Source organism: Propionivibrio sp. (assembly GCF_029255185.1).
Lineage (GTDB): Bacteria > Pseudomonadota > Gammaproteobacteria > Burkholderiales > Rhodocyclaceae > Propionivibrio.
Genome location: NZ_JAPUVO010000101.1, coordinates 38,942 through 57,663, shown reverse-complemented (window position 1 = coordinate 57,663; position 18,722 = coordinate 38,942). Strand labels below are relative to the sequence as shown.

The window sequence follows — 18,722 nt, the reverse complement described above, 5'->3', positions numbered from 1 at the left end:
TTCGACTCGCTCCACCGCCCACGGCAACGTCAGACCCAGCAATTGCCGATACAACTCCACGCTTTCCATCGCACGCCCTCCTTGAAGACCATGCGCGAAAGCGTACTACTGACCCACAGAAATGTCTGAAGGACCTTAATTGGTAGCGGCGGCAGTGACACCGTGCTGGGCGGTGCCGGCAACGACGTGCTTCTGGCCGGCGACTACACTACCTATTACCACGCCGGCATGGGCTATACGGAAACGGGAACAGCCAACATCCTCGAAGGCGGCACCGGGACGGACCAACTCTGGGGCAGCGGCGGCTCGGACACCTACCGCTATAAGCTGGGCGACGGTGCGGACACCATCAACGAGGTGGCCTACGCCAATCAACGCGCCCTGGACACGGGGACCGACCGTATCGTGCTGGGTGCGGGAATCGCCCCGGCGGACGTGACGGTCAGCCGCTCGGGCAACAATCTGGTGCTCAAGTTTGCCAATGCCGGGGACCAGATCACGATCAATGCCTGGATTGACAACAGGCAGCGCGTTGAACAGCTGCAGTTTGCCGACGGCACGATATGGACAGCGGCAGAGCTGACCAATCGTTCGATGATCGGATCGGACGCGGCGGATATCATCGAGATGTGGGCCGACGCCACCTCTGCCCAGGGCCGGGGCGGCAATGACACGATCATCGCTGGTGCGAGCATCAGTACGCTGAGCGGCGGCCAGGGCGACGACAGCTATGCCATCGACATTGCCGGCGATGTCGTTGTCGAAGCGGCCGGCGAAGGGGTCGATCTTGTCCGGGCTAGCGTGAGCTACACCCTCGCGGCCAACGTCGAGAACCTGACCTTGACCGGCACAGCGGCCATCAATGGCACCGGCAACGCACTTGACAACGTGCTCACTGGCAATAGCGCGGCCAACGTGCTGACCGGCGCGGCCGGTAATGACAGCTATGTCGTCGACAACGCCGGCGATATCGTTGTCGAGGCGGCCGGCGAAGGAGTCGATCTCGTCCAGACCAGCGTGAGCTACACCCTCGCGGCTAACGTCGAGAACCTGACGCTGACCGGAACGGCGGCTATCAACGGCACCGGCAACGCACTCGACAACGTGCTCACCGGCAATAGCGCGGTCAACACCTTGCGGGGGGGCTTGGGTAATGACACCTACGTGGTCGACAACACCGGTGATATCGTTGTCGAGGCGCTCGGCGAAGGGGTCGATCTTGTCCGGGCTAGCGTGAGCTACACCCTCGCGGCCAACGTTGAGAACCTGACGCTGACGGGCACGGCGGCCATCAATGGCACGGGCAACGCACTCGACAACGTGCTCACTGGCAACAGCGCGGCCAATACCCTCTCTGGCGGCGCCGGGGCTGACACCCTGCGCGGTGGTCTGGGCAACGACACCTTTGTCGTCGATAACGCTGGCGATATCGTCAGTGAAGCGCTCAACGAGGGGACTGACCTCGTCCAGGCGAGCATCAGCTACACGCTCGCCGCTAACGTCGAGAACCTGACGCTGACCGGAACGGCGGCTATCAATGCCACCGGCAACACCCTGAACAATGTGCTCACCGGCAATAGCGCGGCCAATACGCTGACCGGCGGCCTGGGTAATGACACTTATGTGATTGGCGCTGGCGATGTCGTCATCGAGGCGCTCAACGAAGGCACCGACCTTGTCCAGTCAAGCATCAGCTACACGCTCGCCGACAACGTCGAGAACCTGACGCTGACTGGGACGGCGGCCATTAACGCCACCGGTAACGCGCTCGATAACGTACTCACCGGCAATAGTGCGGCCAATATACTCGCCGGCGGTCTGGGGAGCGACACCTATGTGGTCGGCGCTGGCGATGTCGTCATCGAGGCGCTCAACGCCGGCACTGACCTCGTTCAGGCTAGCGTCAGCTATACGCTGACCGACAACGTCGAGAACCTGACCTTGACCGGAACGAGCGCCATCAATGGTACGGGCAACACGCAGAACAACATTCTGGCCGGCAATAGTGCGGCCAATAGTCTTGATGGCGGTAGCGGCGCCGATTCGATGCTTGGGGGTGCGGGTAACGATAGCTACGTTGTCGATAACACCGGCGATGTCGTTAGCGAGAATCTTAACGCCGGCACCGACCTTGTTCAGTCAAGTATCAGCTACACGCTGACCGACAACGTCGAGAACCTGACGCTGACCGGCGCCACCGCGATCAACGCCACCGGCAACGCCTTGAACAACGTGCTCACCGGCAACAGCGCGGCCAACACGCTGACCGGCGGTTTGGGTAATGACATTTATGTGGTCGACGCTGGCGATGTCGTCATCGAGGCGCTCAACGCCGGCACCGACCTCGTCCAGGCTAGCATCAGCTATACGCTGACCGACAACGTCGAGAACCTGACGCTGACTGGCGCAGCAGCGATTGACGGCGTCGGCAATGCGCTCAACAACGTGCTCACCGGCAACAGCGCGGCCAATACACTCGCCGGCGGCCTAGGTAATGACACTTATGTAGTCGGCGCCGGCGATGTCGTTATTGAGGCGCTCAACGCCGGCACCGACCTCGTCCAGGCTAGCGTCAGCTACGCGCTGACCGACAATGTCGAGAACCTGACCTTGACTGGCGCCACCGCGATCAACGCCACCGGTAACGCCCTGAACAACATGCTCACCGGCAATAGTGCGGCCAATATGCTCATCGGCGGTGCCGGTAATGACGCCTTAAATGGGGGCGCCGGGGCCGATATCCTCGAAGGCGGCGTTGGTAATGACGCGCTAATCGACACGGCGGGCAATGCGCTCTTTGACGGCGGTGCTGGTGCCGATACCCTGACCGGCGGTGCCGGCGCCGAAGTCTTCCTCGGTGGCCTGGGTAATGACACGCTCAACACCGGCGCGGGCAACGACGTCATTCTCTTCAACAAGGGGGACGGGCAGGACACCGTGCTGGCTGGCGGCACCGGCAGCGACACGCTGTCGCTTGGCGGCAACTTTGCCTACAACGACCTGACCTTCAGCAAGGCGAGCAACGACCTGGTCCTCAAGGTCAGCGCTGACGACAAGCTGACCTTCAATGGCTGGTATGCCGCACTGCCGTCGCGGCCGATCGTCACCCTGCAAATCGTTGCCGAGGCGCTGGCCGGCTACGCCGAGGGCGGCGCTGATCCGCTCCTTAACCACAAGGTCGAGACTTTCGACTTCACCGGCCTGGTCGCGGCCTTCGATGCCGCACGGGCGGCGGATTCAAACATGTCCAGCTGGACGGCGATGCATGCGCTCCTGGACAAGCATCTGGCCGCTTCGAACAGCGCCGCGCTGGGCGGCGATCTGGCCTACCAGTACGGTAACACCGGGTCGCTTGGGGGTGTTGGACTCATTGCTGCGCAGCAACTCATCGGCGACCCGCACCTGGGTACTGGGGCGCAGACGCTGAAGACTACGGCGCAGTTGCAGGAGGGGGTGGTTCGGCTTTGATTCTAAAATCCTTACCGCAAAGGCGCGAAGACGCGAAGATCACAAAGAAAACAAGGGATTGCATGGATTTCCCCATTCGCCATTTGGATGAGGGCTGTGGGCAGAAATAACAAGAGCTAAGCTGTTGATGTTTTTTGCGGCACTCTGCGTCCTTCGCGTCTTTGCGGTGAACAACTGGGTTTTTAAGGATAACTGAGTTTTGCAGAGTTATCATTGGCGGTCATCGCCGACGCGCTGTGCCGCCTTTGGCACAGCGCCAATTTTGGAGAAATGAAATGTCTGAAAACAACGCGCATGCCGCTGCTCTGGCAGCGCTTGAGCAAGCCAAAGACGGCTTGTCGAAACTGCCTATCCTCGGGCCGGCCTTGTGGCTTTACGCTCGTGATCCGATCAAGAAATTCATGTTCGTCGGCGATCTGGACTGGGCGGTATTGCCGCCCGTCGTACTCGACCAATGCCGGCTTTATACCAAGAATGGTCTGCCCTATGCCTTCGTGACCTGGGCTTTGGTGAATGAAGCCGTGGCGGATCGTTTGCGCTCCGCCCAACCAAAAATCGCCCCGCACGAATGGAAAAGCGGCGAGGCGGTATGGATCATTGACGCCGTGGCGCCCTTTGGCCAGTTGGAGGAAACACTCAAGGACTTGCGCGAGACGATCTTCCGCGGTCGCCAGGTCTGTGCGATGCTTCCCGATGCCGCCAAACAGGGCGCGATGACGGTGCACGAGTGGCCGCCAACACCCGTGCCGACGACGCACTGATGAACCTGCCGGTGACCAAAACGCTTTCGCCCGAGGCGCTTGATTTTGCTCCGGGGTTGCTGTCCATTCAGGAGAGTCCGCCGGCCAGGCTGCCGCGCACGGTGCTGTATGTGGTCAGCACGCTTTTTGTCATTCTTCTGCTGTGGGCGATTTTCGGCAAGCTGGATATCATTGCCAGCGCTGAAGGGCGGCTGGTGCCGCAGACCTATGTCAAAATCGTCCAGCCCGCCGATGCCGGCATTGTCCAGGAGATTCTGGTTCAGGAAGGTCAAGCGGTGCGCGCCGGTCAGGTTTTGATCCGCATGGATACCCAAATCGCCAAGGCCGACGAGCAAACGATAGCCACCGAGTTGACCTTGCGTTCCCTGCAACTGCGGCGCATCGACGCCGAACTCGCCGGTCAGCCGCTCAAGCGCACGGTGACTGATCCGGATGATTTATTCCGTTCGGTTGAGGCGCAGTACCGCGATCGCCGTCAGTCCTACCAGGACGCTCTGGGTCAGGCTCAGGACGCCTTGAGAAAAACCCAGCGCGATTATGACTCCGGCAAGGAGGTGCTGGCCAAGTTGCGCGAGGTCACGCCGATCCTCAAAGCGCAGTCGGATTCCTTCAGCGATATGGGCAAGGAAGGGTATGTCGCCCAGGTTACCGTGCGCGATAAGCAGCGCGAATACCTCGAAAAAGCCCGTGACCTGCGCGCCCAGGAGGAAACCGTCGCCAGCCTGGCAGCGGCCATGGCTCAGGCCGGCAAGCAATTGAGTCAGATTACGTCAAAGTATCGCAGTGAACTGCAAAACGAGCGGGTCGAGACCGAAGGGAATTACCGCAAATTGCAACAGGAGCAACTCAAACAGGAACACAAGTCCGGCCTGCTCGAACTCAAGGCTTCGCAGGCCGGCATCATCAAGGATCTTGCCACCCATACCATTGGCACGGTGGTTTCGCCCGGCACCGTCGTGCTTTCGCTGGTGCCTGAGAACGAGCCCCTGGTGGTCGAGGTCATGGTCAAGAACGACGATGTCGGCTTTGTCTATCCGCAGCAGCAGGTCAAGGTCAAGCTGGCGGCCTATCCCTTCCAGAAATACGGCATGCTCGACGGTGAGGTGATTCATGTCGGCCCGGATGCGAGTGAAGGCGCCAGCCCGTCGTCCAAAGACCCGGCAAAAGAAAAGGTGCCGGCCCAGCTCACGTACAAGGCGCTGATCGCGCTCAAGACCCAGGTGCTGGAAGCCCAGGGGCAGACTTTCAAGCTGGTTCCGGGTATGCAGGCGGTTGCCGAGATCAACCAGGGGCAACGCACGGTCATGGAATATCTGCTCTCGCCGATCCAGAAAACGCTGTACGACAGTGGGCGCGAACGATGAAGCGCCTGAAGCGTCTGATGTACCGGACAGTTTGTGCCGGTCTGTCGGCGATCATGCCGTTGGGATTGGCCTGCGCTGCCGATTTGCTCGATGTCTATCGACTGGCGCAGCTTAACGATCCGGGCTTCGAGGCGGCGCGTTACACGCTTGCGGCGGCTCAACAAAAAATCCCGCTGGCGCGCGCCGGGCTTTTGCCGGTTGTGGCGGCCACTGGCAACGATGGCCGCACACAGGCCAACACGGCCTTCAGCACTGCCCCGGCCCTGCAACGCGATGTCAATACCTGGAACTGGACGCTGCAACTGACCCAGCCGGTGATCCGAATCCAGAATCTCTACGCTTACAGTGAATCCGAATCGATTGTCGAGCAGGCCACGGCGCAGTTTGCCCAGGCCGAACAGGAGCTTGTCCTGCGCGTGGCGCGGGTTTATTTCGATGTGGTGGTGGCCGAAGATGGCATCGCCGTGGCCGATGCCCAACTTAGGGCCATGGGCGAACAACTGGCAATTGCCAAACGGGGTTTTCAGGCCGGGACAACAACCGTCACCGATGTGCATGAAGCCCAGTCACGCATCGACCTCGCCCGCGCGCAACGGGTCGCCGCCCTGAACGAGCTGGAGACCAAGCGTTCAGAACTTGAGAAGGTGGTGGGCCAGTTACCCACCCGGCTTGCGGTATTGCGTCCATCGGTCGTTGCGCCAAGGCCTGCGCCAGACGATCCCGAGGCCTGGATCAGCCAGGCCAAAGACAATAATCCACTGGTGCGCGCACAACAGGCCGCGCTGATGGCGGCGGAATCGGCAGTGAAAAAGTTCCGTTCGGAACATCTGCCGACCGTGGACTTTACGGCGTCTTACGGTGGCAATTATGCTTCGGGCAGCCTGACAACCCCGGTGGATTACTCAACCCAGGCCAGGTCGAAGGCGCTTGGTGTGCAGTTGAACATCCCGATCTTTTCGGGCGGCGCGACGAATGCACGGGTCGCCGAAGCTGTATCCAACCGCCATAAAACCCGCGCCGATCTCGAAGCGGCAAGGCGGCAGGCAGCCAGCGACGCCCGGCAGGCCTACGCGGGAATCACCAACGGCCTGGCCCAGATCGAAGCGCTCGATTCGGCGGTGCTCTCGGGAGAAAGCGCGGTCAAGGGGAATCAGGTTGGTTATACGCTCGGCATCCGCATTAACATCGATGTCCTGAACGCGGAACAGCAGCTCTATACGACGCAGCGTGATCTGAGCAAGGCGCGTTACGAGACCCTGTTTCAGGGGCTCAAACTCAAAGCTGCGGCCGGCGTGTTAAGCGAGGACGATCTGTCAGCGCTCAATGGCCTGTTGGGGCCGCGCTTGCTTGAAGCGCAGGCGGGGTAAGTATTGACACCAACTAAATTCGGTACTAAATTCAGACCTGTCGAATTCTGGGAGGCAACATGCAGTCCATCGCCAACATCAAGTCCATTTCGTACCTGAAGAGCCATGCGGCCAAGATTTCCGAAGATCTGGAAATGAATGGGAATCCGTTTGTTATCACCCAAAATGGTGAGGCCAGTATGGTGATAGAGGGCGTCAAGCAGTTTCAGGAAAAGGAAGCGCTCATTGCGGCTTTGAAAATCATCGCCTTGGGCGAGAAGGACCGCATATACGGGAAAGGCATTTCCGCTGCGGACTCAAGGGCGCAACTGCTGGCTGCTCGTCAAAGCCGAAAATAATGGCGGTCATCATTCTTCCCGATGCCCAGACGGACTTGCTTTCGCTTCAGGACTACATGCTCGACAAGTGGGGCGAAGTCGCATGGCTGAAAGCTGAGGACGAGATTTTTGACAAGTTGGAGAAAGTTGACTCTGGAGTTTTCAATGGAACGCCTGTCCAAGAACTGGCATCAGTGGGCATCTTGGACTACCAGAACGTCTATACCTCGCATCACAAATTGGTCTACCGACAGATCGGCAGCGATACCTATTTGTACCTCATTGCCGGGCATAGGCAGGACTACCCCACGATTCTAGCGAAACGGTTGTTGAGCAGGTGACTGGTTGATTGGTTAATACCGTTGAAATGCCCACGCTCCATCAACGCCAAGGCATTCGGATCGGCCGGGGAAGCGATCGGCATGATCAGCGACGCGCTTGCCTGAAGCGCAGGCGGTTCATACGGATCAAAAGAGGTGGGAAGCCGGTCGTTAAGCCGGGTTCTGTCGTGGACAACCATTCCTCTAGGCGTACTGTTGCCAGCACGCTCAAGCAGCCTACCCGGAAGCGGCGCGAGCCACGCCATGCGCTTCCCTATTTGGCCTTGCTTCAGATGGGGTTTGCCGTGCCGTCCGTGTTACCACGTCCGCGGTGAGCTCTTACCTCGGCCGGACTCTCGCCCGACCGCCCCGGCTTTCGCCAGGGCGCCGTTTCACCCTTACCGGCCCGGGTTTCCCCGTGCTTAGGCGGTCTATTCTCTGTTGCACTTTCCGTCACCTCACGGTGCCCGGTCGTTAACCGGCATCTTGCTCTGCGAAGCCCGGACTTTCCTCTCGGCTAAGACTTGCGCCTTTCGCCCAGCGGTTGCCTGGCCGACTTCCCGCGGCGATTATAACCTTGATCTCCTGCTCGGATTGCGGCGACAGTATTTGACAAGCCGGGGCTGGGTACGTAAATTCCGCCCATGACAACCCGTCGCGCTTTTCGCCGGCGGGTTGTTTGCTTTACACATCACGCACCAAGGTAGATATCATGCAGCCCGACCGCACAGCCGAACTCAAAACCCTGCTCCAGCAACGCATCCTCGTTCTTGACGGCGCCATGGGCACCATGATCCAGCGCCACCGGCTGCATGAAGCCGATTATCGCGGCGAGCGCTTTGCCGGCCATGGGCACGACCTGAAGGGTAACAACGATCTGTTGCTGCTCACCCGCCCGGAAGTGATACGCGGCATTCATGCCGAGTATCTGGCCGCTGGCGCCGACATTCTGGAGACTAATACCTTCAACGCCACGGCCGTGTCGCAGGCCGACTACCAACTGGAGGCCATCGTTTATGAACTGAACTTCGCCGGTGCGCAACTCGCCCGTGCGGCCTGCGACGAGTACACCGCCAAGGATCAGGCCAAGCCGCGTTTCGTCGCCGGCGTTCTCGGCCCGACCTCGCGCACGGCGTCGATTTCGCCGGACGTCAATGATCCGGGCTATCGCAATACCAGCTTCGACCAACTGGTTGACACCTATGGCGAAGCGATCCGCGGCCTGTGCGACGGTGGCGCCGATATCCTGCTGGTTGAGACGATTTTCGACACGCTCAACGCCAAGGCGGCGCTGTTCTCGATCGAGCAGCATTTCGAGAAGGTCGGGCGGCGCTGGCCGGTGATGATTTCGGGGACGATCACCGATGCTTCCGGGCGCACGCTTTCCGGGCAGACCGCCGAAGCCTTCTGGAATTCGCTCAGCCACATTCGCCCGCTGTCCTTTGGTCTGAACTGCGCGCTCGGCGCTGCGGAACTACGCCAGTACGTCGAGGAACTGTCGCGCATCTGCGACTGTTTTATCTCGGCGCACCCGAACGCCGGCTTGCCCAACCCGCTGTCGCCGACCGGCTACGATGAGACGCCCGAGCAACTGGCCGTGGAAATCGTCGACTGGGCGAAACAGGGTTTCGTCAACATCGTCGGCGGCTGCTGCGGTACCTCGCCGGCGCATATTGCGGCAATTGCCCAAGGCGTTGCCGGCAGCGCGCCGCGCGCGGTTCCGCAAATTGAAAAGAAACTGCGCCTGTCGGGACTCGAACCCTTTAACGTCGGCAAGGATTCACTTTTCGTGAACGTCGGCGAACGCACTAACGTGACCGGATCGAAAGCTTTTTCGCGCATGATCCTTGAAGGCCGCCTTGACGATGCGCTGGCCGTCGCTCGCCAGCAGGTCGAGAATGGTGCGCAGGTGATCGACATCAATATGGACGAGGCGATGCTGGACTCGAAAGCGGCGATGGACCGCTTTCTCAAGCTGATCGCCACCGAGCCTGACATCTCGCGCGTGCCGATCATGATCGACTCGTCCAAATGGGAGATTATCGAGGCCGGCCTCAAGTGCATCCAGGGCAAGGGCATCGTCAACTCGATCTCGATGAAGGAGGGCGAAGCCGCCTTCCTGCATCATGCTAGGCTCGCTCGCCGCTACGGCGCAGCGGTCGTGGTAATGGCCTTTGACGAGGCCGGGCAGGCTGATACCTATGCGCGCAAAACCGAAATCTGCAAACGCGCCTACGATCTGCTGCTCGGTATCGGTTTTCCGCCCGAGGACATCATTTTCGATCCGAACATCTTCGCCATCGCCACCGGCATTGAGGAACACGACAACTACGCCGTTGACTTCATCGAAGCCTGCCGCTGGATTCGCGCCAGGCTGCCGCACGCGCAGGTCTCCGGTGGCGTCTCCAACGTTTCCTTTTCATTCCGCGGCAACGACCCGGTGCGCGAAGCGATCCACACCGTATTCCTTTATCATGCGGTCAAGGCCGGGCTGTCGATGGGCATCGTCAATGCCGGCATGCTTGGCGTTTATGACGATCTTGATGCAGAACTGCGCGAGAAAGTCGAGGCGGTGGTGCTCAACCGCAACCCGGGATCCGGCGAAGCACTGGTTGAGTTTGCCCTGACGGTGAAGGAAGGCAAGGCGAAAGACACGGGCCCCGACCTTGCGTGGCGCGAGCTGGATGTTGAGGCCCGCCTCTCGCACGCGTTGGTCAAGGGAATTACCGACTTCGTCGTCGCTGATACCGAGGAGTGCCGCGCCGCACTCGAAGCCGCCGGCCAGCCGCCACTGTCGGTCATTGAAGGCCCGCTGATGAATGGCATGAACGTCGTTGGCGATCTCTTCGGCGCCGGCAAGATGTTCCTGCCGCAGGTCGTCAAATCGGCACGGGTCATGAAGCAGGCGGTGGCACATCTGATCCCCTTTGTCGAAGCCGAAAAGCTGCGCACTGGCGCGACGAGCAAGGGCCGGATCGTTATCGCCACGGTCAAGGGGGATGTCCATGATATCGGCAAGAACATCGTCGGCGTCGTGCTCGGCTGCAACGGCTACGATGTTATTGATCTGGGTGTCATGGTGTCTTGCGACCGGATTTTGCACGCCGCGAAGGAGCACGGCGCGCAGGCGATTGGCCTGTCAGGACTGATCACCCCGTCGCTTGAGGAAATGGGCCACGTCGCCGCTGAAATGCAGCGTCTGGGCTTTGCTGACGGCGGCCAGGGTGAAGCCATCCCGCTGCTGATCGGAGGCGCTACGACCAGCCGCGCGCATACGGCAATCAAGATCGCGCCGCACTACTCCGGCCCGGTGGTCTATGTGCCCGATGCCTCGCGCGCTGTGGGCGTCGTCACCAAGCTGCTGTCGATCGACAATGCCGCCGGTTTCAAGGCCGAAATTGCTGCCGACTACGAGAAGGTTCGTGTGCAGCATGCCAACAAGAAAGGCGTCCAGCTCGTCACACTGGCCGCTGCGCGCAGCAATCGTTTTATTTGGAATGCCGATCCCGCCTATCGGCCGCCCGCTCCGCTAAAGCCCGGCCTGCACGTGCTGCGCAATGTCGATCTGGCCACGCTTGCCGCCTATATCGACTGGGGGCCCTTCTTTCAAACCTGGGATCTGGCGGGTGCGTTTCCGAAGATCCTCGACGATGCGGTGGTTGGCGAAACGGCACGCTCGGTTTTTGCCGACGGCCAGGCCATGCTCAACGCCATGGTCGCTGAACAGTGGATCACCGCCAACGCGGTTTTTGGCTTATATCCGGCCAATGCCGTTGATGATGATATCGAACTTTATGCCGATGAATCGCGCAGCGAAAAACTGATGGTCTGGCACAACCTGCGCCAGCAACACGAACGCCCGGCGGGCAAGCCACATTACTGCCTCGCCGATTTTGTCGCGGGTCAAGGTACGCCTGACTGGATCGGTGTCTTCGCCGTCAGCGCCGGTCTGGGAATCGAGAAAAAACTCGCGCAGTTTGAAGCGGCACACGACGATTACCGCGCGATCATGCTCAAATCGCTCGCCGACCGCCTCGCCGAGGCTTGTGCCGAGTGGCTGCACGCGCAGGTGCGGCGCGACTACTGGGGCTATGCATCAGGTGAAACCTTGAGCAGCGATGCGCTGATTGGCGAGGCATATCAGGGCATCCGTCCCGCACCCGGCTATCCGGCATGCCCGGATCATACCGTCAAGGGGCCGCTGTTCGCGCTACTCGACGCTACGGTCAACGCTGATATGGGGCTGACCGAATCCTTTGCCATGACACCGGCGGCGGCTGTTTCGGGGTTTTTCCTGGCGCACCCGCAGGCACGCTATTTTGCGATCAGCAAAATCGGCCGTGATCAGCTCGAAGACTGGGCGCAACGCACCGGTTTGAGTGTTGCGCAAGCCGAACGCTGGTTGGCGCCGCTGCTCTGATCTGTGCGCTGAGGTCTGGGGTGAATCTTCCCGATTTCGTCGAACGCGAGGCCAATCTGGTCGCACGCAATACGCTGGCGCTGCCTGCACATGCGGCGCTTTACGCCAAGATCCATTCGGCCGATCAGCTCACCCTGCTTGCCGGCAAAGTCCCTTCACGCTGCTTCATTCTCGGCGACGGCAGCAATCTCGTTCTGACTGGCGATTTTAATGGTCTCGTTCTGCATATGGCCATCGGAGGCCGCGAACTGGCCGCTGAAGATGCCGATGCCTGGTACGTGCGCGCCGGCGCCGGCGAGAACTGGCACGACTTTGTCGGCTGGACGCTGGCGCAGGGTTGGCCGGGGCTGGAAAATCTGTCCTTGATTCCCGGAACGGTCGGCGCCGCACCGATCCAGAACATCGGCGCCTACGGGCTGGAAGTCGCTGATCGCTTCCATTGCCTCAATGCCTGCGACATGCTTACTGGCCAGACCGTGCGTCTTGACCACAGCGCCTGCCGCTTCGCCTATCGTGACAGTGTCTTCAAGCAGCAGGGCTGGCATCTGGACGGCCGTCTGGCGATCACCGACGTGACTTTTCGTCTGCCCAAGGTCTGGCAGCCGCTTACCCGCTACGCCGATGTCGCTGCCGAGCTTGAGGCGCAGGGCATCGTCACCGCAAGCGCCCAGCAGATCGCTCATGCCATCATTGCCATCCGCCGGCGCAAGCTGCCCGATCCGGCGCAGCTGGCCAACGCCGGGAGCTTTTTCCAGAATCCGGTGGTCGATGCGGCAGCGGCGGACCGCTTGCTGGCCTGCCACCCCGGTTTGCCGCACTACCCGCAGGCCGACGGTCGCAGCAAACTGGCTGCCGGCTGGCTGGTCGAGCAGGCCGGCTGGAAAGGCCGGGACCTCGGCCCGGTCGGCATGTACGAAAAGCAGGCGCTGGTTCTGGTCAATCGCGGCGGAGCGACGGGCAGTGACGTCATGGCGCTGATGCAGGCCGTTCAGCGCGATGTGCGTGCGAAGTTTGGCGTCGAACTTAAGCCCGAGCCGATCCTGCTCTGAGCAGCAAGAGGTGGAAAAAAATCCACCACCAAGATGCCCCGCAGGAAATCCCCTTGGGGGACACCAAGGGGGCACCAAGAAATACCAAGTTGTTTTGCTTGGTGAATCTTGGTGACTTGGTGGTTTGCTGTTTCTCGTTGGCTAGTCGACGCGCTCGAAGCGCACTTGCCCGTACATCTGCGGGTGCTTGCTGGCGATCCAGTAGCCTGCTTCGGATTCGGCGCGTTCCCAGGTGGCGGCGCGCAGCGGAACGTGCTGCACGCCGCCGTCGGCCGGCGTCCATTCGAGCGTATAACTGCGCACACCGCCGCGGTCCTGCAAACGAATTCGTCGGGTCCATCTGGGTGGCTCACGGCGCAAGGTGGCAGCGGGATGGTTAAGGTGCAGCCTGAACAAAGGCCCTTTGGCGCGATGCTGAACGATGTAAACGCGGTCCTTGACGACTTCTTCAACAATGCCCCAATCGGGACAGGCGGCGATGATTGCCGCAACAGCTTGTTCTGATTCGTTGCGAACAATTTCGGCATCGACCTGATGCGTCTCTTCCTGGCTTTCGACCAGATCGTGCCACGGCAAGCCTTGTCGTGTCGGCGGCGGGAAGGGCAGTGGCCGCTTACCTTCCCGGATGCGGGCGAAGAGCGATGACTTGTGCACGTCTTCCAGGTCGACCAGGGGAAAGGCCGAACGTGGTTGCGAGGGGAAGCTGCCGGCGCCCATGTAACCAACGTCCCACAACGTTCGCAACCACTCTGCGGCATCGAGCGCCACTTGTTCCAACTGCGCTTCAAACTCACTGTCTTCGCCCCCGCCTTCAGCGCCAACCGGCCCCGAAAGCAATTCGGCCTCGTGCATTCGCGCGCGCAGGCATTCCTGGTACAGGCGGCCTACCCATTCGGCATCAGCGGTAGGCAGGTGCTCAATGCGCTCCGCCAGGTTCATCAACTCGTCGGCGTCGAGCGGAGTGTATTCATTTTGCATGGATTGCATGGATTCCGCAGCTCAGGTTGTCGGTGCGAGTTTAGCGTTTAGCGCCAGCTTCGGATAGCTGCTTTTCTCGGCGGATAAATTAAAGATAGAATGGATAAACATTTAATAACTGCGTCGGCATTTAATCTTTCACATGCGCAAATCCGACCTTCACCCCAGCCTGCAGGCATCCTGCATCCCGATTCCGAATCGATCGGGATGTTATGCCGTGGTTCCGCCGCCGGTACCGACGTCCATCGATGTGCCGGCCAGCCACGGGTTGTTCGTGCTCGCGCGCCGGGAACTGGAGGCGCTTGGCGAAGTTATTGACCGCAACAAAGCCTTCGCGGATCTGGTCTTTCACATGTTGAATCGGCGGGAGGCTGTCGACAGCAGTCAGATCGAGGGGACGCATACCGGGTTCGATGGACTCTTGATCCATGAGATCGAGGCCGGTACCGAAGACGCGCGCCCAGACCAGGACGCCGACGAGACCTTGGGGTATGTTCGCGCGTTTATGTTCGGAAGTCGGGAGGTCGATCGCCGGGGGCAAGCGGCGCTGGATCTTGACTTGATCCAGAGCTTGCACGCGAAGCTGCTCGAAGGCCAGGACCGAGTCGATCCTGGCCGCTGGCGGACGATTCAGAACTATATCGGGATGCGGTTGGAGACCGCGCGCTACATCCCGCCGCCAGCGGCCGAGGTGCCACGACTCATGGGAGGCATGGTCGAGCTCTTGCAGTACGAGCCGGACGGTGTTGCTGAAGTGTCGATCCTGATGCGCGCGGGGATCGCGCATGCTCAATTCGAAGCTATCCACCCGTTCCTTGATGGCAATGGGCGGACCGGTCGTCTGTTGCTGCCGCTGATGCTCAAGGCAGCGGGCGCGCCACCGATCCACCTGGCAACCTTCTTGAAGGTCCGGCAACAGGAGTACTACGACACACTCTGGCAAGCGCAGACGCGCTTGAACTGGACACCTTGGATGCGCCTGTTCTTGGAGAGCGTCGTCGCCTCGTGTCGCCATACCGTGCAGGTTTTCGCGAACCTGCGAGACATTCAGGGGCGGTGGCAAGGCATCCTTGCCGAAAAGGGGAAGCGCCGGCATGCGGCGATCTGGAGCGTAACAAACTTGCTGCTCGGGCAGCCCGTCGTCACGGTGAATGCTGTCGCCGAGCGTCTTGATGTCACGTTCCCCGCCGCCAATGACGCAATCGCGGAACTGGTGGATCTCGACATCCTCCGGCCGGCGAATACGCAACGCCGGCATCGGGTATTCCACGCCCACGAAGTCGTGAATGCCCTGTATACGGGCCTGGATGCAGTTCTCGACGACGTTGCACGACTGACGGCGCTGGAAGTCGGGAACGAGGATGATGGAGGCGGTGGGTTTCGCCCGTAGGTTTGTAGCTATTTCAAAGAGTGAATGACGACTTTTTTCGCCATAGCCCTCATGGTAGAGTACTGGTCCGGGCGTGAAACACGATGCCCGATAATAAAAAGTTCCGGGCAGTTTTCGACAACTGATGCTGTACGTAACAGTACTTTTTTCGCTCGCTTGTCGACGTAGTCAGTCTCAACAAAAGCACTGCTGGCTCTGCACCCCTGGGGTGTTTCCTTCGGTTATCGAGTTGTTTTAACATGAGGTTATGGAGATCTGAATGGCACTGACTATCGGAGTACCGCGGGAAGTTTTTGCGGGTGAAAAGCGCGTCGCAACTGTTCCCGATGTCGTTGAGAAACTGATCAAACTGGGTTTCAAGGTCGCTGTCGAATCAGGTGCTGGCGATGCTGCAAACTTCGGTGACGACGTCTACCGCACTGCTGGTGCAGAAATCATTGGCGACGCCGCCACGCTGTGGGCTACGTCCGACATCGTTTTCAAGGTTCGCGGCCCGAGCACTGATGAAGTCGGCCTATTGCGCGAAGGCGGCACGCTGCTTTCCTTCATCTGGCCGGCACAAAATCCGGAGCTGCTCCAGAAGCTCGCCGCTAAGAAGGCGACCGTGCTGGCCATCGACTCGCTGCCGCGCACGCTCTCCCGCGCCCAGAAAATGGACGCGTTGACCTCCCAGGCTGGCGTCGCGGGCTACCGCGCCGTCATCGAGGCCGCCAACGCCTTCGGCCGCTTCTTCAACGGCCAGATCACAGCGGCCGGTAAGGTTCCGCCGGCCAAGGTCTTCATTGCCGGTGCTGGCGTGGCGGGCTTGTCGGCGATCGGTACTGCCGCCAACCTCGGCGCCATCGTTCGCGCCAACGACACGCGCGCCGAAGTAGCCGATCAGGTTGTGTCGCTGGGCGGTGAATTCGTCAAGGTTGATTACGAGGAAGAAGGTTCCGGCGGCGGCGGTTACGCGAAGGTGATGAGCGAGGGCTTTCAGAAAGCCCAGCGCGACATGTACGCCAAGCAATCCAAGGAAGTGGACATCATCATCACCACCGCGTTGATTCCTGGCAAGCCCGCGCCCAAGCTAATCACCGCCGAGATGGTCAAGAGCATGAAGCCCGGCAGCGTGATCGTCGACATGGCGGCCGAGCAGGGTGGCAACTGCGAGCTGACCGAGCCTGGCCAGGCCGTGGTGAAGTACGGCGTCACTATCATCGGCTACACCGATCTGGTCAGCCGCCTGGCGCGACAGTCGTCGACGCTGTACAGCACCAACCTGTTTCGCCTCGCCGAGGAACTGTGCAAAACCAAGGACGGCATCATCGACGTCAACATGGAAGACGAAGCCATTCGCGGCCTGACTGTAATCAAAGAAGGCAAGGTCACCTGGCCACCCCCGGCGCCGAAACTGTCTGCGGCACCGCCCGCCGCAGCGAAGCCCGCCACCGCCGCGCCCGCCGCCAAAAAAGGCCACGGCCACGGTAGTAGCAGCGAGCCGTTGCCTGGCAACAAGCTGGCGATACTGTTCGGTGTGGCTGCTGTCCTGTTCTGGCTCATCGGGTCTTCTGCTCCCGAAAAATTCCTCGGGCATTTCACGGTTTTTGTGCTGGCCTGCTTCGTCGGTTACATGGTGGTCTGGAACGTCAAGCCGGCACTGCATACGCCACTGATGAGCGTAACCAATGCTATTAGCAGCATTATCGCCATTGGCGCGCTGGTTCAGATTGCGCCTTCGGGAGATCTTGCCCCCGTATGGATACGCTCGCTGGCTATCGGCGGCATCGTCCTCGCCACCATAAATATGTTCGGCGGATTTGCCGTCACCCAGCGCATGCTGGCCATGTTCCGTAAGTAAGGAAAAGAAATATGTCTGGAAATCTGGCAACAGTCTCCTATATCGGGGCAACCATCCTCTTCATCTTGTGTCTTGGCGGCCTTTCCAACCAGGAAACTGCGCGGCGCGGAAATCTCTACGGCATGATCGGCATGGCCATAGCCGTTCTGGCAACCGTATTTGGTCCGCAAGTTACCGCCGCCGGCCTGCCGTGGATCATCGCGGCCATGGTCGTTGGCAGCGGCATCGGCATTTATGCCGCCCGCGTCGTACAGATGACGCAGATGCCGGAACTCGTTGCCTTGATGCACAGCATGGTCGGCCTTGCCGCGATGCTGGTAGGCTACGCTACCTACATTGATCCATCTGCTTCTGCCGGATTGGCTGGTGCTGAAAAAGCAATTCATGAGATGGAAATGTACGTCGGCATCCTGATCGGCGCGATCACCTTCTCCGGTTCTGTCATTGCCTTCGGCAAGCTGTCGGGCAAGATCGGCGGCAAACCGCTCCTGCTACCTGGCCGTCACTGGCTGAACCTGGCTGGACTGCTGCTCGTCATCTACTTCGGTCGTGAATTCCTGCACGCGACAACCGTTGCTGAAGGAATGACGCCGATGATCGTCATGACCATCGTTTCGCTGCTCTTCGGTATTCACATGGTGATGGCCATCGGCGGCGCTGACATGCCGGTCGTGGTTTCGATGCTCAACAGCTATTCGGGCTGGGCCGCAGCAGCCACCGGTTTTATGCTCTCCAACGATCTTCTGATCGTTACCGGCGCCCTGGTTGGTTCGAGCGGTGCGATTCTTTCCTACATCATGTGTTCGGCCATGAATCGCCACTTCATCAGCGTGATTGCCGGTGGTTTCGGCACTGACGGTGGAGCGCCGATGTCTGCTGGGGGTAATGTGCAACCAGCGGGTGAAGTTTCTCCGATCCTTGCCGCCGAGACGGCAGAACTCTTGCGCGAAGCCAAGAACGTGATCATCGTTCCTGGCTATGGCATGGCGGTGGCGCAGGCCCAACACACGGTCTATGAAATCACCCAGTTCCTGCGCGAAAAGGGCATCAATGTCCGCTTTGGTATTCATCCGGTTGCCGGTCGCATGCCCGGTCACATGAATGTTCTTCTTGCCGAAGCCAAGGTGCCGTATGACGTTGTGTTTGAAATGGATGAACTCAACGATGACTTTCCGCAAACCGACGTGACCATGGTCATCGGCGCCAACGACATCGTCAATCCGGCCGCACAGGATGATCCGAGCAGCCCGATCGCCGGCATGCCGGTACTCGAAGTCTGGAAGGCCAAGACTTCAATCGTCATGAAACGCAGCATGGCCTCAGGCTATGCCGGTGTTGATAATCCGCTTTTCTACAAGGAGAACAACCGTATGCTCTTTGGCGATGCCAAGAAAATGCTGGACGAAGTTCTTCTTGCTTTGAAATCCTGATCATTTTTCAGGAGGCAA

At 60.1% G+C, this 18,722-nt stretch carries 12 protein-coding genes and 1 other RNA gene; 11 read left to right on the top strand and 2 right to left on the bottom strand.

The window, feature by feature from the left end; all coding sequences use genetic code 11:
- Positions 1 to 138: 138 nt before the first annotated feature.
- The 6 genes from Q1J43_RS08650 to Q1J43_RS08625 all read left to right on the top strand — a co-directional run bounded on the left by Q1J43_RS08650 (position 139) and on the right by Q1J43_RS08625 (position 7,618).
- Positions 139 to 3,468, top strand: coding sequence for a calcium-binding protein (locus tag Q1J43_RS08650; protein WP_366141869.1), 3,330 nt, complete (start codon positions 139 to 141; stop codon positions 3,466 to 3,468).
- A gap of 275 nt (positions 3,469 to 3,743) precedes the next feature.
- Positions 3,744 to 4,229 carry a toxin-activating lysine-acyltransferase gene (locus Q1J43_RS08645; protein ID WP_301102074.1) on the top strand — a complete coding sequence of 162 codons (486 nt, stop codon included), beginning with the start codon at positions 3,744 to 3,746 and terminating at the stop codon, positions 4,227 to 4,229.
- The gene (locus Q1J43_RS08640) at positions 4,196 to 5,593 is read left to right on the top strand and encodes an HlyD family type I secretion periplasmic adaptor subunit (protein ID WP_301102073.1); all 1,398 of its coding nucleotides are present in this window, start codon (positions 4,196 to 4,198) and stop codon (positions 5,591 to 5,593) included. Before Q1J43_RS08645 ends, Q1J43_RS08640 begins: the two co-directional genes overlap by 34 nt.
- Complete coding sequence (locus tag Q1J43_RS08635; RefSeq protein ID WP_301102072.1) at positions 5,590 to 6,960, top strand: TolC family outer membrane protein; 1,371 nt, start codon at positions 5,590 to 5,592, stop codon at positions 6,958 to 6,960. The genes Q1J43_RS08640 and Q1J43_RS08635 overlap by 4 nt, the downstream gene beginning before the upstream one ends.
- A gap of 59 nt (positions 6,961 to 7,019) precedes the next feature.
- The gene (locus tag Q1J43_RS08630) at positions 7,020 to 7,298 is read left to right on the top strand and encodes a type II toxin-antitoxin system Phd/YefM family antitoxin (protein WP_301102071.1); all 279 of its coding nucleotides are present in this window, start codon (positions 7,020 to 7,022) and stop codon (positions 7,296 to 7,298) included.
- Positions 7,298 to 7,618: a type II toxin-antitoxin system RelE/ParE family toxin gene (locus Q1J43_RS08625; RefSeq protein WP_301102070.1), complete on the top strand. Its 321-nt coding sequence runs from the start codon at positions 7,298 to 7,300 to the stop codon at positions 7,616 to 7,618. The genes Q1J43_RS08630 and Q1J43_RS08625 overlap by 1 nt, the downstream gene beginning before the upstream one ends.
- 135 nt (positions 7,619 to 7,753) lie before the next feature.
- Here Q1J43_RS08625 and rnpB read toward each other — a convergent pair.
- An RNA gene (gene rnpB, locus Q1J43_RS08620) (RNase P RNA component class A) lies at positions 7,754 to 8,157 on the bottom strand.
- 152 nt (positions 8,158 to 8,309) lie between these two features.
- Here rnpB and metH point away from each other — a divergent pair.
- Positions 8,310 to 12,017, top strand: coding sequence for a methionine synthase (metH, locus tag Q1J43_RS08615; RefSeq protein WP_301102077.1), 3,708 nt, complete (start codon positions 8,310 to 8,312; stop codon positions 12,015 to 12,017).
- A gap of 20 nt (positions 12,018 to 12,037) precedes the next feature.
- On the top strand, positions 12,038 to 13,066 hold the full coding sequence (murB, locus tag Q1J43_RS08610) for a UDP-N-acetylmuramate dehydrogenase (RefSeq protein WP_301102069.1): 1,029 nt from the start codon (positions 12,038 to 12,040) through the stop codon (positions 13,064 to 13,066).
- Between the two features lie 141 nt (positions 13,067 to 13,207).
- On the opposite strand, the gene Q1J43_RS08605 is transcribed toward murB, so the two are convergent.
- Positions 13,208 to 14,044 carry a hypothetical protein gene (locus Q1J43_RS08605; RefSeq protein ID WP_301102068.1) on the bottom strand — a complete coding sequence of 279 codons (837 nt, stop codon included), beginning with the start codon at positions 14,042 to 14,044 and terminating at the stop codon, positions 13,208 to 13,210.
- Between the two features lie 142 nt (positions 14,045 to 14,186).
- On the opposite strand from Q1J43_RS08605, the gene Q1J43_RS08600 reads away from it, so the two are divergent.
- From Q1J43_RS08600 to pntB, 3 genes are all read left to right on the top strand, one after another.
- Positions 14,187 to 15,434, top strand: coding sequence for a Fic family protein (locus Q1J43_RS08600; RefSeq protein WP_301102067.1), 1,248 nt, complete (start codon positions 14,187 to 14,189; stop codon positions 15,432 to 15,434).
- 259 nt (positions 15,435 to 15,693) lie between these two features.
- Positions 15,694 to 17,274 (top strand): Re/Si-specific NAD(P)(+) transhydrogenase subunit alpha, encoded by a 1,581-nt coding sequence (locus tag Q1J43_RS08595; RefSeq protein ID WP_301102066.1) that lies wholly within the window; start codon positions 15,694 to 15,696, stop codon positions 17,272 to 17,274.
- A gap of 11 nt (positions 17,275 to 17,285) precedes the next feature.
- Positions 17,286 to 18,704 carry a Re/Si-specific NAD(P)(+) transhydrogenase subunit beta gene (pntB, locus tag Q1J43_RS08590; protein WP_301102065.1) on the top strand — a complete coding sequence of 473 codons (1,419 nt, stop codon included), beginning with the start codon at positions 17,286 to 17,288 and terminating at the stop codon, positions 18,702 to 18,704.
- Positions 18,705 to 18,722 lie beyond the last annotated feature (18 nt).

Excerpts from the sequence above, each read along its gene's own strand:
- Q1J43_RS08605 (WP_301102068.1), bottom strand. The coding sequence starts at position 14,044 with ATGCAAAATGAATACACTCCGCTCGACGCCGACGAGTTGATGAACCTG.
- Q1J43_RS08635 (WP_301102072.1), top strand. The coding sequence starts at position 5,590 with ATGAAGCGCCTGAAGCGTCTGATGTACCGGACAGTTTGTGCCGGTCTG.
- Q1J43_RS08645 (WP_301102074.1), top strand. The coding sequence starts at position 3,744 with ATGTCTGAAAACAACGCGCATGCCGCTGCTCTGGCAGCGCTTGAGCAA.
- Q1J43_RS08600 (WP_301102067.1), top strand. The coding sequence starts at position 14,187 with ATGCGCAAATCCGACCTTCACCCCAGCCTGCAGGCATCCTGCATCCCG.
- pntB (WP_301102065.1), top strand. The coding sequence starts at position 17,286 with ATGTCTGGAAATCTGGCAACAGTCTCCTATATCGGGGCAACCATCCTC.
- Q1J43_RS08595 (WP_301102066.1), top strand. The coding sequence starts at position 15,694 with ATGGCACTGACTATCGGAGTACCGCGGGAAGTTTTTGCGGGTGAAAAG.
- Q1J43_RS08625 (WP_301102070.1), top strand. The coding sequence starts at position 7,298 with ATGGCGGTCATCATTCTTCCCGATGCCCAGACGGACTTGCTTTCGCTT.
- Q1J43_RS08630 (WP_301102071.1), top strand. The coding sequence starts at position 7,020 with ATGCAGTCCATCGCCAACATCAAGTCCATTTCGTACCTGAAGAGCCAT.
- metH (WP_301102077.1), top strand. The coding sequence starts at position 8,310 with ATGCAGCCCGACCGCACAGCCGAACTCAAAACCCTGCTCCAGCAACGC.